15 protein-coding genes are annotated in these 14,905 nt (G+C 61.0%); 7 read left to right on the top strand and 8 right to left on the bottom strand.

The window, feature by feature from the left end; translation table 11 throughout:
- Both MOV76_RS17570 and MOV76_RS17565 read left to right on the top strand, forming a co-directional pair.
- The coding region (locus MOV76_RS17570; protein ID WP_247264979.1) for an NAD(P)/FAD-dependent oxidoreductase at positions 1 to 1,045 on the top strand (1,045 nt) is incomplete at its 5' end.
- Between the two features lie 221 nt (positions 1,046 to 1,266).
- A complete protein-coding gene (locus MOV76_RS17565; RefSeq protein ID WP_028732548.1) occupies positions 1,267 to 2,298 on the top strand; it encodes an aldo/keto reductase in 1,032 nt (343 codons plus the stop codon).
- 97 nt (positions 2,299 to 2,395) lie between these two features.
- Here MOV76_RS17565 and MOV76_RS17560 read toward each other — a convergent pair whose 3' ends face one another.
- Entirely contained in the window at positions 2,396 to 3,043 is a 648-nt protein-coding gene (locus MOV76_RS17560; protein WP_018246127.1) for a LysE family translocator, read from the bottom strand.
- A 116-nt stretch (positions 3,044 to 3,159) separates the two neighbouring features.
- Positions 3,160 to 3,987, bottom strand: a complete 828-nt coding sequence (locus MOV76_RS17555; protein WP_247264978.1) for an AraC family transcriptional regulator — start codon at positions 3,985 to 3,987, stop codon at positions 3,160 to 3,162.
- A gap of 156 nt (positions 3,988 to 4,143) precedes the next feature.
- On the opposite strand from MOV76_RS17555, the gene MOV76_RS17550 reads away from it, so the two are divergent.
- Positions 4,144 to 4,620, top strand: coding sequence for a carboxymuconolactone decarboxylase family protein (locus tag MOV76_RS17550; RefSeq protein ID WP_247264977.1), 477 nt, complete (start codon positions 4,144 to 4,146; stop codon positions 4,618 to 4,620).
- Positions 4,621 to 4,692: 72 nt separating this feature from the next.
- Here the strand turns inward: MOV76_RS17550 and MOV76_RS17545 are convergent, their stop codons facing one another.
- Positions 4,693 to 6,477: an APC family permease gene (locus tag MOV76_RS17545; protein ID WP_130719252.1), complete on the bottom strand. Its 1,785-nt coding sequence runs from the start codon at positions 6,475 to 6,477 to the stop codon at positions 4,693 to 4,695.
- A 249-nt stretch (positions 6,478 to 6,726) separates the two neighbouring features.
- Here MOV76_RS17545 and MOV76_RS17540 point away from each other — a divergent pair, with 249 nt between their 5' ends.
- The 4 genes from MOV76_RS17540 (at position 6,727) to MOV76_RS17525 (ending at position 10,689) form a co-directional block, all read left to right on the top strand.
- Entirely contained in the window at positions 6,727 to 9,096 is a 2,370-nt protein-coding gene (locus MOV76_RS17540; RefSeq protein ID WP_247264976.1) for a DUF1989 domain-containing protein, read from the top strand.
- 302 nt (positions 9,097 to 9,398) lie between these two features.
- Positions 9,399 to 9,608, top strand: coding sequence for a cold-shock protein (locus MOV76_RS17535; protein ID WP_003548109.1), 210 nt, complete (start codon positions 9,399 to 9,401; stop codon positions 9,606 to 9,608).
- A gap of 227 nt (positions 9,609 to 9,835) precedes the next feature.
- Positions 9,836 to 10,060 (top strand): hypothetical protein, encoded by a 225-nt coding sequence (locus MOV76_RS17530; protein ID WP_026188733.1) that lies wholly within the window; start codon positions 9,836 to 9,838, stop codon positions 10,058 to 10,060.
- Positions 10,061 to 10,308: 248 nt separating this feature from the next.
- A complete protein-coding gene (locus MOV76_RS17525; RefSeq protein ID WP_028732545.1) occupies positions 10,309 to 10,689 on the top strand; it encodes a DUF6481 family protein in 381 nt (126 codons plus the stop codon).
- 43 nt (positions 10,690 to 10,732) lie between these two features.
- Here MOV76_RS17525 and minE read toward each other — a convergent pair whose 3' ends face one another.
- The 5 genes from minE to MOV76_RS17495 form a co-directional block, all read right to left on the bottom strand.
- The gene (gene minE / locus MOV76_RS17520; protein WP_003574994.1) at positions 10,733 to 10,993 is read right to left on the bottom strand and encodes a cell division topological specificity factor MinE; all 261 of its coding nucleotides are present in this window, start codon (positions 10,991 to 10,993) and stop codon (positions 10,733 to 10,735) included.
- On the bottom strand, positions 10,990 to 11,805 hold the full coding sequence (gene minD, locus MOV76_RS17515; RefSeq protein WP_028732544.1) for a septum site-determining protein MinD: 816 nt from the start codon (positions 11,803 to 11,805) through the stop codon (positions 10,990 to 10,992). The genes minE and minD overlap by 4 nt, the downstream gene beginning before the upstream one ends.
- A gap of 86 nt (positions 11,806 to 11,891) precedes the next feature.
- The gene (minC, locus tag MOV76_RS17510) at positions 11,892 to 12,611 is read right to left on the bottom strand and encodes a septum site-determining protein MinC (RefSeq protein WP_018246134.1); all 720 of its coding nucleotides are present in this window, start codon (positions 12,609 to 12,611) and stop codon (positions 11,892 to 11,894) included.
- A 209-nt stretch (positions 12,612 to 12,820) separates the two neighbouring features.
- Complete coding sequence (locus tag MOV76_RS40110; protein ID WP_018448673.1) at positions 12,821 to 13,423, bottom strand: PAS domain-containing protein; 603 nt, start codon at positions 13,421 to 13,423, stop codon at positions 12,821 to 12,823.
- 120 nt (positions 13,424 to 13,543) lie between these two features.
- Entirely contained in the window at positions 13,544 to 14,881 is a 1,338-nt protein-coding gene (locus MOV76_RS17495) for an NAD(P)-binding domain-containing protein (RefSeq protein ID WP_247264975.1), read from the bottom strand.
- Positions 14,882 to 14,905: the final 24 nt, after the last annotated feature.

Here is a 14,905-nt window from a genome sequence, read left to right as displayed (position 1 = left end):
CAATGCCTGGACTGCGATCGCCGGCGAGGTCGGACTGACGGTCGACCGTACGCCGGCACCCTGGAACGATGGCGGACGGCGGCTTCAGCGTGATGACGCGGAGGCCCGTGCCGCAAGGCAGGCGATCGGCGCCTATTTCGAGCGGCTCGAGAGCCATGAGCGGAATGACGCAGCCATGGCCGAAATGCTCGAGCCCGGCAACCCCTGGAACGGCCAGATCCGGGCGATCGGCACCTATATCACCGGTGCCGAACTGGAGCGGTCGTCGGTCGTCGATTACAACAGATACGATCCCGGCCCCGGCCCTGACTGGCGGGTACGCGAGGGCTATGGAACGCTGGTCTCGCTTTACGGCAAGCCGGTTCGGGCAAAGCTCGGCGCCGCGGTGACGCGCATCGACCATCGTCATGCCGGCCGCATCGGCATCGCGACGAACCAGGGTGTGCTGAGTGCCCGCGCGGTGCTGGTGACCGTTTCGACGAATGTGCTTGCCGCCGGCAAGATCGCCTTCGACCCGCCTTTGCCGGAGAAGATCGAGGCCGCAGCCCGTTTGCCCCTAGGGCTCGCTGACAAGCTCTTCCTGAGGCTCGCAAATCAGCAGGCGCTGCCGGCGGATACGCATATGCTCGGCTCCACCGGTCGCGGCGCAACCGGCACCTATCAGCTCCGGCCGTTCGACGCTCCCGTCGTCGAGGCCTATTTCGCCGGTGACCTCGCGCATGATCTGGAGCGGCAAGGCAAAGAGGCTGCCTTCTCTTTCGCTGCGGATGAATTGGCGGCACATTTTGGCGCGGATATCCGCAAGGAATTGTCGGTGGCGGCAATGTCGGCCTGGGCCGCAACGCCCCATATCGGTGGCTCCTATTCCTATGCCGAACCCGGCGCCTCCGATCTGCGCGGCCGTCTCGCCGCGCCGCATGACGGGCGGATCTTCTTTGCCGGCGAAGCCTGTTCGAAGTCGCGTTATTCGACGGCGCACGGCGCCTACGAGACCGGCGTCGCCGCAGCCGATCTGATCGCCGGCTCGTTTTCGCAAAATCCGTGATCCTCGCCGGCCGCGACGGCAGGAATATATTTTTCTCACTTGTCGCGCGGGCGGGATTGGTTATGCTCCCCCCGGCCCCTGTGCTCCCAGCCTGGGGCGCTATACGTCATCCGGCGGCAAGCGGCCGCCTCAAGCACAATATTGTCATTGATTGCAGGAGCCCCGGCTTCTACCCCGACCGTTTGCGTGTCGGCTGCGGGTTTCCGCATGAGGAGGAAGAAATGGACTATCGCAAGCTCGGTCCCAGCGGGACCGTCGTCACCGCCTATTGCCTCGGCACCATGACCTTCGGCGCGGAGGCCGATGAGGCCGCCTCGCACAAGCTGCTCGACGATTATTTCGCCTGGGGCGGCAATTTCATCGATACCGCCGATGTCTACAGCGCCGGCAAATCGGAAGAGATCATCGGACGCTGGCTGAAGGCGCGCCCAACCGAGGCCCGCCAGGCGATCGTCGCCACCAAGGGGCGCTTTCCGATGGGCAACGGACCCAACGATATCGGCTTGTCGCGCCGGCATCTCGGCCAGGCGCTCGACGATTCGCTCCGCCGCCTCGGCCTCGAGCAGATCGACCTCTACCAGATGCATGCCTGGGACGCGCTGACGCCGATCGAGGAAACGCTGCGTTTTCTCGACGATGCGGTTTCGTCCGGCAAGATCGGCTATTACGGCTTCTCCAATTATGTCGGCTGGCACATCGCCAAGGCCTCGGAGATCGCCAAGGCGCGGGGTTATACCCGTCCGGTGACGCTGCAGCCGCAATATAACCTGCTGGTGCGCGACATCGAGCTCGAGATTGTCGCGGCCTGCCAAGATGCCGGCATGGGTCTGCTGCCATGGTCACCGCTCGGTGGCGGCTGGTTGACCGGCAAATACAAGCGCGATGAGATGCCGACGGGCGCCACCCGCCTCGGTGAAAACCCCAATCGCGGCGGTGAATCCTATGCGCCGCGCAATGCGCTGGAACGAACCTGGGCGATCATCGGCGTCGTCGAGGAGATCGCCAAGGCGCACGGCGTCAGCATGGCGCAGGTAGCGCTCGCCTGGACGGCGGCGCAGCCGGCGATCACCTCGGTCATCCTCGGCGCCCGCACGCCGGAACAGCTCGCCGACAATCTCGGCGCCATGAAACTCAAGCTCTCCGACGACGACATGGCGAGGCTCAATGAGGTGAGCGCGCCTCAGCCACTCGACTACCCCTACGGCAAGGGCGGCATCAACCAGCGCCACCGCAAGATCGAGGGCGGCCGCTGAGCCTTCCTTCAGCTCTGATTGAACGAACCCTGTCCGCTTCTCGCCGAAGCGGACAGGGTGTCCCAGGTTAAGGATGATCGACCGGCGCCGGCTCGCGTCAAGACTGACTGCTGCCTCGGTTTCCTGCAAAAGCGGCCGTCAACCCGAGGCCGATCAGCAGGGCCCCGCTGACATAGCGTTCGGCTGTGAGATAGCGGCGATTGCGCCTCAACCAGTCGCCCGCAGTGCCGGCCGCGAATGCGTAGCTGCCGTCAGTTATGATGCCGAGACAGGTGTAGATCAGACCCAGGAACGCGATCTGCATCGCTGCGTGACCCCGGTCCACCTCGACGAACTGGGGCAGGAAGGCAAGAAAGAAGAGCGCGGTCTTGGGATTGAAGAGATTGACGACGAACCCGTCGCGGAGAAGGCGCGCGTGCCCGAACGCCTTCAAGCCGGTCTCGGTGCCGGGTATCTCGCTTCGGCCGAAAATCTTCTTGAGCCCAAGCCATATCAGATAGGCAGCGCCTGCATACTTGACCGCGCTGAACGCCAGAGCCGATGAAGCCAGGACTGCCGATAAGCCCAACGCCGCGACGATAACATGTACCAGCGTCGCGGCATGAATGCCGAGAATCGAAACAAAGCCGGCGAGGCGGCCCTGCTCGACCGAGCGGGCAAAGATGTAGAGAACCGCCGGCCCGGGAATCAGAAGCAGGGCCAAGGAAGCGCCGATAAACAACCAGATATTGCCGAGGGTTGGCATGATAATCGCCCCGCTCCTGTTTTCCCCATCGCCTTGCGGGCGCATCGCTGGAGCCAGCCGTCGTCACCCGCAAGAGTGTACAGTATTCACATAAGCAAACCCTGCTGTCTTGAACGCTATAAACCTTTCGCATAATCGGCGGGCGTCACGCCCGTCGTCTGTTTGAACAGGCGGGAGAGATGGCTCTGATCGGCGAAGCCGACCATCTCGGCTACTTCGGCCGGCGGCGTGCCCAACCGAAGCAACTGCCGCGCCCGGCTCAGTCGCAATTGCCTCTGATAGGCATGCGGCGGCAGCCCGACAGACGAGCGGAAGGATCGGACGAGATACACGGGATTGAGCCTGACCAGCCGGGCAAGATCGGCAAGGGCAATACGCCTGTCGTAGTTGGCGTCCAGAAATTCGCGAATGGTCGTGACGTGCCGCGGCTCGCTGCCTGCTTCCATCCTTGCGTGCGGCTGCCCGGAGTAAGTGGCCAGCGCCGCGAGCCCGCTCGTCAGCAGCGTCTCGGCCTCAAAAGCGTCATCGTCAGTTTCGAGATATCGATGCGCATTGCCAAGGCTTTGGAAAAGCTCGAGGTCGCCAAGGCATAACAACCGCTCGAACAGCGGCAGGCGCGTCGCCCCCGGGTCGAGCACCGCGTACTGCAAAAACGCAGGCGATACGAACAGGCAGCGGTAGTTCAACGCCTGTTCGTCGGCCGGCAGGCACATGTGAACAACGCCGGGCGCAAGGACATTGATGTTGCCTGGTTTCAGGGCTACCTGAGGCTGACCATATTGGAACGCCATTGTGCCGCGTTCGTGGAGATGGATTGCGTAAGCGTCGTGGAAGTGCTTCGGAAAGTGAAGCTGCGTTCCCGACGCGCGCAGCAATTCAACTCCGGCTAACGCGTCGTTGCGCCAGATTCGAATGCGTCCCGCATCCTGCTTCATCCGCACCATTCGATAGTCTTTCTACAGACCGTTCCCGCCTTCAAGCAATTTCCATGACAATCTTGCCTGCGCCGCTGGAGTCATAGATCGAAAAATTTCCGCATGCTGTCACATCGGGAGATTTCGGCCCGTCATGATATCGGCAACAACAGAAGGAAGCCAATCATGACGACGAAAATAGATCTCTTTGCCGCTGCCCCTTCGCTGATGAAGTTTTTGCAGCGTACATCGATCGAACTCGACGCCGCCGCCAGTTTCGACCGGACCCTTTCCGAACTGGTCAAGCTCCGCGCATCGCAGATCAACGGCTGCGCCAATTGCCTCAATCTCCATGCGACCGAAGCGCGCGAGAATGGCGAAACCGAACAACGCATCTACCTGCTGCCGGCCTGGCGGGAGGCGCCCTGCTATACCGACCGCGAACGCGCTGCGCTCGGCTGGACCGAGGCCCTGACACGCCTTTGTGAAGGACGGGAACATGCGAGCGCCTATAAGTCCTTAAAGGCCCAGTTCACAGAAGAGGAGCAGGTTAAGCTCACCGTGATGATCAACATCATCAATGGCTGGAATCGCATCGCTGTCGGCTTCGGCCTCTATGTCGACGCGGCCGCCGTCAAGGCCGCAAGAGCTTCCGCCGCCTGACGTGCCAACACAACGAAAAAAGCCGCCATGTTTCCATGGCGGCTTTTCGGCCTTTCTGCTTGGGAGGCGATTTTAGGCCGGAAGCTGGAAGATAACGTTAGCGATCAGGACGATCGCCAGGCCGCCGGCGAGTGCGACATAAGGCAGGATGCCGGCTTTCTTGACGCCGAGATCCTGGCCGACGAGGCCGAGATCCTCCATCGCGCCGGCTGGGAATTTACCGCCGTCGCGCACATAGTGGCGATAGGCGAAGACCGGCAGGATCAGGGCGGCGAAGATGAAGCCGACCCAGAGCGCATTGGAATAACCCCAGACCTTGGCACCAGCGCCGAGAAACAGCGCGTTGACGAAGGCCAGCACGGTGTTGAGGCCGATCAGCCAGGTCGGCGCCTTCCAGGGGCGCTCGATATGGCCGGAATCCATCCGGTGGATCCAGCCGGAATTGAGGTTCAGGAAGTTGAAGATGATGTAGCCGACATTCGAGACGGCGAGCACGAAGAAATAGCCGCCGACATCCGAGGCGATCGCCAGCAGGAAGAGATTGAAGGCGAAATCGGTCCACATCGCCCGCGTCGGCGCGCCGTGTTCGTTGACGTGGTCGAGGTATTTTGGCAGCCAGCCGTCCTTCGAGCCCTGGTAGAGCGTGCGCGAGGAGCCGGCCATCGCCGTCATGATGGCAAGGAAGAGTGCCATGATCATCAGTACGACGAGCAACTGGGTAACGACGCGGCCGGCGCCGATGAGGCCGCCGAGCGCTTCGGCAACACCCGTGCCATCGACGATGCCGGGGGCCAGCATGCCTGCATGGCCGAGAACGCCCTGGAAGGCGAAGGGCACCAGGAAGAAAAACAGGCAGCAGGCAAGGCCGGAATAGAAGATCGCCTTGAAGGTGTCGGTCTTCGGGTTCTTGAGTTCGCGGGTGTAGCAGACCGCCGTCTCGAAGCCGTAGGTTGACCAGGCGGCGATATAGAGGCCGCCGAGGAAGAGCGTCCAGCCGCCGTTGCTCCAGGTGCCGTCGACAGCGGCATAGGCGGCTGTCGGCGGCACGAGACCGGTGACGTTGGTGGCAAGGATCTGGCCGCTGACGATCGGATAGAGGCCGATGATGAGCAGCGGCACCAGCACGATGATTGCCAGCCACTTCTGCACGCTTGCTGTTTCCGAAATACCGCGATGCTGGATCGCGAAGATGATCAGCATCAGGATGCCGCCGATGAAGAAGGTGGCGTTGATATTGGCGGTGGCAAGGAAGGGAATGCTGAAGCTGAAGAGCGACCAGCTGCGGATCGCCGGCGTCAGGGCAGCGACGCCGTCGGTGCCGAGCAATGCCTTGACGGCGTCATCCGGGGTGGTGCCGGCATGGGCTGCGATATATTCGGCGACGCGGGGGCTATCGGCCGTGACGGAAGCGGCATGCGCGGAGATCCAGTCGAGGACCATCTGCGAATCCGCCGCCGGAATCGGGTAGAATGCGTTGAGGATGTAACCGGCGGCGATGGCGCAGCCGAGCGACAGCACCGGCGACCAGGCAAACCAGTTGCACCAGACCGACAGCGGCGCGATGAATTTCGAATATCGCAGCCAGGCGGTGGCGCCATAGACCGAAGCGCCGCCGGACTTGTTGGCGAACATGCCGGCGATTTCGGCATAGGTGAAGGATTGCAGGAAACCCATCACCATCGAGATGATCCAGACGACGAAGGCGAGCTTGCCCGTCGTGCCCGCAATGCCGCCGATGGAGAAAAGAACGAGCGGCGGCACGCCCGCAGCCACCCAGAATGCGCCCTTCCAGTCGAGCGCGCGTACAAGCTTACCTTCGGTGCCGGATGCAATCCCGGCCTCCACAATGTCTGTCATCGGTGAAATTCCCCATTCTATTTGTTCCGGACGTATCTTTGTACGTCTCCCTGAACGTGTCTCCCTGACAGTCTCAAGCCCGCCCGGATGATTTTGGCGATCCGCGTTCCCGACGGATTCCCCGAGTCTCAACTCTTTATGCATAGTGAAGATATTTTCTTTTTAGTCAACTCGACTTTACTTTCCTGGGGCATTTTGTAACCTGTATGGGTGGTGCCCGAGGGCATGCTGGATCCCCAAGAGGGCGCGATGCGAGAACTTCATCCTGCTATGACGGGCCTGCGACCGGCGGCTCCGAGCCTCGTGCACTATCCCGGCATTCCCACCCTGCCGGAGGGAACCGAGCGCTACAGGGCAAAGGGCGGCGGATCGGTCGTTATGCGCGTCGAGCCGGGCGACCGCGTCAGCGTTATCGACAGCGAGGGCGGACAGGTCTGCGAGATCTCTTTCCTCGATGAAAAAGGGCGCTTCCTGGCCGCCGGTCTCGGAGCGGCATTCAGCAATTCGGCCGAAGGTTTGAAGGCCATACTTCAGGCAGAGGATGAGAGTGCTGCCCGCACGCGTGCAGCACTTCAGCGTCGCGGCGCCGATCTGGCAGTGGCCGGCGCGCTCAGCATCTTCGGGGCCGGATCGACGCCGGGCAGCCGGGCGGAATTCACGATTTCGCTGAAGGGCCTGCTGATCGTTGCAGCACCCGCTGGCGCCATGTCACCGGAGGCGCAGGATACGGCGACGCCGATCGAGGTCAGGATCAAGCGCAGCCTGTTGATCCGCGATTATGCCTCCGCCCTGCCGGAACCGGCCGCCGATCCCGTCGAGGATATCCGCATCCGGGCGGCGACCGCCGCGGCCTATTTCGTGCGGGCCGGCGAATTCATCCAGATCATCGATGTCTATGGACGCCAGTGCACGGATTTCCAGGCTTTTGCCGCCCGCAAGGTCGATAAGGGTCTCGATCTCGCGCTCGATTCCACCGTCACCCGCACGCTGCTCGGCCGCAGCTATCCGATGCCAGGCCTCCCCTCCAAGGCCTTCGACCGCGACTTCGAGCCGCTGGTCGAGATCGTTCAGGATACGGTCGGGCGTCACGACGCTTTCGCGACCGCCTGCAATTCGCGCTATTACGACGACATGGGTTATCCCGGCCACGTCAACTGCACGGATAATTTCAACGCGGTGCTGGCGCCCTACGGCATTGCCGGCCGCAAGGGCTGGGAAGCGCTGAACTATTTCTACAACACCAGCATCGACCACAACAACCAGCTCTATCTTGACGAGCCCTGGTCGCGCCCCGGCGATTACGTGCTGATGCGGGCGCTGACCGACCTCGTCTGCGTCTCCTCGTCCTGCCCTGACGATATCGACGCGGCGAACGGCTGGGATCCGACGGATATCCACGTCCGCACCTTTTCCGGAAAAGAGAAATTCTCACGAGCGGTAGCTTATCGCATGACCCCAGATGCCGACGCCGAACTGACGCGCGAAACCGCCTTCCATCCCCACCTCTCCACGCTGACGCGGGACTACACCGAATATCGCGGCTACTGGCTGCCGAACCGCTTTTCCAGTGAGGGGCCGGTCGAGGAATATTGGGCCTGCCGCGAGCGCGCCGCCGTCATCGACCTTTCGCCCTTGCGGAAATTCGAGGTGACGGGGCCGGATGCCGAGGAGCTGCTGCAATATTGCCTGACGCGCGACGTGCGCAAGCTGTCGACCGGCCAGGTCGTCTATTCCGCCATGTGCTACGAAAACGGCGGCATGATCGATGACGGCACGCTGTTCCGGCTCGGCGACAAGAACTTCCGCTGGATCGGCGGCGATGATTTCAGCGGCATCTGGCTGCGTCAGCAGGCCGAGAAGAAGGGCTTCAAGGCCTGGGTCCGCTCATCGACCGATCAGATGCACAATATCGCCCTGCAGGGTCCGAAAAGCCGCGATATCCTGAAGGAGATCATCTGGACGGCGCCGCGCCAACCGACGATCGGCGAGCTCGAGTGGTTCCGCTTCACCGTCGGCCGCATCGGCGGCTTCGAGGGTGTTCCTATCGTCGTCTCGCGCACGGGTTATACCGGCGAGCTCGGCTACGAGATCTTCTGTCATCCGAAGGATGCGCTGACAGTGTTCGACGCCGTCTGGGAGGCAGGGCAGCCGCACGGGTTGAAGCCGATGGGGCTGGAGGCGCTCGACATGGTCCGCATCGAGGCGGGCCTGATCTTCGCCCATCACGAATTCACCGACCAGACGGACCCATTCGAGGCCGGGATCGGCTTCACGGTGCCGCTGAAATCCAAGCAGGACGATTTCATCGGCCGCGAGGCGCTGATCCGGCGCAAGGAGCATCCGCGCCATCTGCTCGTCGGCCTCGACATCAAGGCCAACGAGGCCGTCGGCCATGGCGATTGTGTCCATATCGGCCGGGCGCAGGTGGGCGTTATCACCAGCGCCACGCGCTCGCCGATCCTCGGCAAGACGATCGCGCTCGCCCGCATCGACGTGATGCATGCAAGCCCCGGCACCGAGGTCGAGATCGGCAAGCTCGACGGCCACCAGAAGCGCCTGCCGGCGACGATCGTGCCGCTTTCGCATTACGACCCGCAGAAGACGCGACCGCGCTCGTAACGCCTGCTTTTGGGGTCGAGGACGGTGATCGGTTTCTCGCACTGTTGACGAAGCCGCACGTTTTAGCGGCGGCACGCAATGCGATGGAGATGCAACCTTATATTGAGTACATGGCCCTGAAAAACTAAAAGTTGACAAATTTGGGTTGAATGACTATATCTCGGTAGTCGATATTGCTTGTTTGACTTTTGTTATCGCACGCTGGCAACGTGCCCTGGACGAACTTCCCTCTTCAAAATCGAGACCATCATCCGTCGTGCTTCCGCACGTGCGGTCGTTCAATTGCTATGAAAGGGTTTGTTATGACCACTGGCACAGTTAAATGGTTCAATTCCACCAAGGGCTTCGGCTTCATCCAGCCTGATGACGGCGGCGCTGACGCCTTCGTCCACATCTCTGCCGTCGAACGCGCTGGAATGCGTGAAATCGTCGAAGGCCAGAAGATCGGCTACGAGCTTGAGCGCGATAACAAGTCGGGCAAAATGTCCGCTTGCAATCTCCAAGCTGCCTGAACTGACGTCAGCTTTCCTTTGACCGCGGATGTACCGGCACTGTCGAAAGCATGATACTATTGAGGTCAGGCACGTTGCCTGGCCTTTTTGCTGAGTCGGCCAGCGGGCTGCTGCGTAATTCCTTAAACGCGGAATCGATTTCAGGAATTATGCAGTAATTCAAAGTGTTACAGCGTCCTTTGCGCGTCTGAAAAACGCGCGGCGCTGTAATAAAATCCGGGATGAAGATGACAGAGACACACAGCAAATCACGCAAGCAGGCGGAGATTGCCTTCGGAAACGTGCAATCGCAGTTCTTGGAGCGAAGCCGCGCGGTCGAAGAGATCGACTCGACAGTGCGAGCCCGCGAGGAAAAAACCTTGCGGTTACGCGAGGCCCGTGAGGCCAAGGAATTGCAGGATCGCTTGGCAGCGACGACTGCCCCTGCCGCGAAGCGGAAAAAGAAAATCTGACCCTGCTGCATAATTCCTTAAATCGGCTTCGATTTCAGGATAAAACATGCGGCAGTTCAAAATATTGCAGCGTCCTTAGCGCGTCTGAAGACGCGCGGCGCCCTAGAACAGGATGATTTTAGGCCGGATCGGCCTAAACTCTGAATCCTGTTCTAAATTAAAGAGTTGGAGCATGATGTCGTCCGAAAACCGCGCACACTTTTCGGCATCATGCTCTAGGGTCGAAGTCAAACAGTCAGGAAACAGATTTGAAAAACGCCAGAAACAACGAGCTTTCCGATCGCCGCAGCGCAGCTGCCGAAGCCAAGGCCGCTCTCCTCAATGCGTATCGCAACGCCAAGGATACGGCCGAACCCACAAGGCTGGCAAAGCAGGCGGAGCGTCAAGCCATTGCCGCGGCCAGGGAAGAACGGCGTGCTGCGCGAGAACGGCTGAAGCTAGAGGAACTGGAGCGGGCTAAAGCTGCGGAAGTCGAGCGTCAGGCTGCCGCCGAAGCCGCAGCACGCGCCGATGCCGACGCACGCGAAGCGGCTGACAAAGACCGGATCGCCCGCGTGATTGCGGATGAAGCCGCCCGAAAGGCCGAACGCGACCTGCGTTACGCCAATCGCAAAGCCAGAAAGTCCTGACCGTCAGCGCTGCCTGTTGTCGCAACAGGCAGCGCGCTGTCGTTCACGCGGCCTGCACGGCTGCATTCAGCGGGATTTCGACGTCGATCTCAAGGGTCGAGACGTACTCGTTGCGATCGATCGTCACCTGCACCTTGTCGTGGTCGAGCTGCACGTGCTTTGCGATCACCGCAAGGATTTCCTCGCGCAGCAGGGAGACCAGGTCCGACCCCGCCGAGGAACGTTCATGGGCGAGAAGGACCTGCAGCCGTTCGCGGGCGGCCGGTGCGGTTCTCTGCTTGTTGAAAAGACGGAAAATATTCATGCCGCCCTCCGTCCGAAGATCTTGCCGAAAATGTTCCTCTTTTCCTCTGGGATCGCGATCGGCACCGTCTCGCCGGCGAGCCGGCGAGCGGCATCGAAATAGGCCATAGCAGCCACGCTGCGACTGTCTGCCAGCGTGACCGGCGCACCGATGTTGGATGCCCGCAGAACATCCATGCTTTCGGGTATGATGCCGAGGAGCGGGATGGACAGGATCTCCAGGACGTCGTCGACCTTGAGCATGTCGCCGCGTTCGGCGCGGTTGGCGTCGTAGCGTGTCAGCAGCAGGTGCTTTTCCATCCGCTCGCCGCGTTCGGCCTTGGCGGTCTTGGCATCCAGCAGGCCGATGATGCGATCCGAATCGCGCACCGACGAGACCTCGGGATTGGTGACGACCACGGCAACATCGGCGTGGCGCATGGCAAGCGTTGCACCGCGCTCGATCCCGGCGGGGCTGTCGCAGATGATCCAGTCGAAATAGCGCTTCAGGTCGTTGATGACGCGCTCGACGCCCTCGGCCGTCAGATTGTCCTTGTCGCGCGTCTGCGAGGCCGGCAGCAGGAACAGCGTCTCCAGCCGCTTGTCGCGGATCAGCGCCTGGGTAAGCTTGGCGTCGCCCTGGATGACATTGATCAGGTCGTAGACGACCCTGCGTTCGGCGCCCATCACGAGGTCTAGATTGCGTAAGCCCACGTCGAAATCGACGACGACGACTTTTTCATTGCGTTGCGCCAGCGCCGCTCCCAATGCGGCGGTCGAGGTCGTCTTGCCAACCCCGCCCTTGCCTGACGTGACGACGATCACTTTCCCCATCATTGTCTCTCCTTTGCCGTGGCCCCAGTAATTCAAAGTGTTAAAGCGTCCTCTTGCGGCTCTCGAAGAGACGCGCGGCGCTGCCGTCAGATCAGTTTCTCTGCCATGATCGCGTCGTCCTCGAGCCAGAGCTGAACAGCCTGTCCGCGAAGATTAGGGGCCATGTCTTCCGCCATTTTGTAGATGCCGTCGATTGCAACCAGCTCGGCCTCGAGCTTGCGGCAAAAGATCCGCGCCGATGCGTTTCCGATGGACCCTGCCATGGCTCGGCCACGCAAGGTGCCATAGATATGGACGGACCCGCCGGCGATGACCTCGGCACCCGAGGCGACCGAACCGATGACGGTGACGTCGCCTTCCGGAAAGATCACCGATTGCCCCGAGCGCACAGGCTCCCGGATGACGATCGATTGCATGGCCGGGCGGGTCTCTGCCACTGCCGGTTTGCCGGGCGGATCGACAGGCTCCTTTGCCTGAACCTCGATATCGGAAACCGACCGACCGCCTTTGAGCGCCGGCGGCATGCCGGATCCGAGGATCGAGGGCCGCGCGCCCTCGATGCCCATGATGCTGACATTGCGCTTGGCAAGTTCAGCAATCAGGTCCTTCAGCTGCGGCCGGTCGATTTGCAGGTCCGTCAGGTCGAGCACGACAGGCCGTCCGAGGAAGAAGCCGGCCGAACGTGCGGCCAGATCGTCCAGGCGGGTCAACCAATCATCGATCGGAAGATCCGGGGACAGCATGACCGCGAGGAAAGAGCGGCCCTTGATGCGGATAGAGCGAGCGTCTGTTAGCACTTTGGTCATCTATGTGAAGAAATCGTTGACCATGTCTACCGCTGCTATGGTTAACAAAAAGTTAACGCGGCCTTAACATTACCGACAATCACAGCAGATTCTTCACACACTGAATTACCGCAAGTCATTGGAAAAGCGTTGCAATCGCTGGAAGCGCCGAACGGTTAATAATACGGCTTCGAAGGTGAGCCGCAAATCTGCCGCTGCTTGGGTAACGCTCAGCCTTCCGCCTTGCGTTGTGCGTTGGAAATGGCGCGTGCGGCCTCTTCCGAGGAGTTGGCAAGCGTGCGCATCTCGGCGGCAAGCACGGCAAAGCCCGATCCGGCCGTGCCGGCGCGAGCAGCCTCGATGCCGGCATTGACCGCGAGCAGCTTCAGGTAACGCAGTGATTGCAGGATCTCATTGGTCTTCGAGGCGGTGACGCGCATATCGGCGGTCTGGTCATCGATTCGCTGGTAGAGTGATTCGATATTGATGATGCTGCCTTCGAGATAGAGAAGTTCACCCTTCTCGTCCCAGATGCCGCCGCCCGTCTCGGTGACCCAGATGAGATGGCCCATGGCGTGACGGATGCGGTATTCCATCGTCCAGTCGGTGCGCCTCTCCAGCGCCCGTCCGACGATCTCGTCCATCAGAGGCACGTCTTCCTCGTACATGATCGAGGTGAAGGTCCGCGTGCGGTTGCCGATAATCTCGTCGGCGGGATAACCGAAGATGCGCTCGATGCCGTTGGTCATCTCCAGCATCGTATAGTTTTCGTCGGCACGGCAGCGATAGAGAAAACCACTCATGCGCCCGAGAATGCTCGTTTGAAAATCCATGAAGGCCACATCCGAAGAGAAGAGTTGCAGATGGATTTATGTCGTCTCATTTAAAAAGGCGCACGTCACAATGCCGGAAGAGAGCACGAACACCCTTCTCCGGCAATGCAGTCCGCCTCATCAGTTGCGCAGATATTCCTCCATGGAATCGTCGAGCGCCTCGACCCAGGGCGTGTGGTGCGTCGGCGACATGTTGCCGGTCATCAGCGACCGGTAGGCATGGTCGCGGAAGCCCATGATGTTGTGGGCCTTGTGATGTTCCCACTCCATGAAGGTCTGGTTGGTGCCCTCGATGTCGAAGTTGGGATAGTCGGTTTCGGCAAGCAGTTCCTTCACGTAATCGCCCTGATACCAGATCATCTGCTCGGCATCCTCGAGCGTTTCCTCGCGGGCGCGCCACATGTCGAAATTGGCTTTCAGCTCCTCTTCGGATGGCAGGGTGATGCGACCCATCATCACGTCGCGCGCCCACCAGGCCTGCACGTCGAACATGTTGAAGGTGTAGAACTGGTCCTGCATGCCGATATAGAAAAGCTGCGGGTTCTTGTCGAAGATCACCCCCTTGTAGAGGCTGTCGGCCCAGAGGCGGTTGGCGGTTTTCAGCCTTAGATCGTCGGGCAGGAAGGGGAAGTGGTGCTGGTATCCGGTGCAGAGGATCACCGCATCGACCTCCTTGGTGGAGCCGTCGAGGAAATGCGCCGTGCGGTTTTCGAGCTTGGTCAGCAGCGGCCGTTCCTCGAAATTCTCCGGCCATTTGAAGCCCATCGGTTTCGAGCGGTAGCTGGTCGTCACCGATCTTGCGCCGTATTTCCAGCATTGCGAGCCGATGTCTTCGGCCGAATAGCTGCGGCCGACGATCAGGATATCCTTGCCCTTGAACTCCAGCGCGTCGCGGAAATCATGGGCATGTAGCACGCGGCCGTTGAAGGTCCTCACGCCCTCGAAATAGGGCACGTTCGGCGTCGAGAAATGACCGGATGCCACGACGACATAGTCGAACTCCTCGTCATACATCCGGTCCTCGATGCGGTTATGCGCCGTCACCGTGAATTTCTTCGTCTGATCGTCGAAACGGACCATGCGCACCGGCGTGCTGAAGCGCACCCAGTGGCGGACGTTCGCCTTCTCGACGCGGCCCTTGATGTAATCCCAGAGCACGGCGCGCGGCGGATAGGAGGCGATCGGCTTGCCGAAATGCTCCTCGAAGGAATAATCGGCGAATTCGAGGCATTCCTTCGGGCCGTTCGACCAGAGGTAGCGATACATGCTGCCATGGACCGGCTCGCCATATTCGTCGAGCCCGGTGCGCCAGGTATAGTTCCAGAGCCCGCCCCAATCCGACTGCTTTTCGAAGCAGACGATCTCCGGGATCTCGGCGCCCTTCTGGGCGGCCGATTGAAAGGCGCGCAGCTGCGCCAGCCCGGAAGGACCGGCACCGATGACGGCTACTCTTGTCATGAAGCATTCCCCTCTTGATTATAT

It is taken from the genome of Rhizobium sp. PRIMUS64, from assembly GCF_023006465.1.
In the GTDB taxonomy this organism is placed as follows: domain Bacteria; phylum Pseudomonadota; class Alphaproteobacteria; order Rhizobiales; family Rhizobiaceae; genus Rhizobium; species Rhizobium leguminosarum.
Note: the sequence above shows the minus strand (reverse complement) of the source record. Positions and strands in the feature narration are given on the sequence as shown.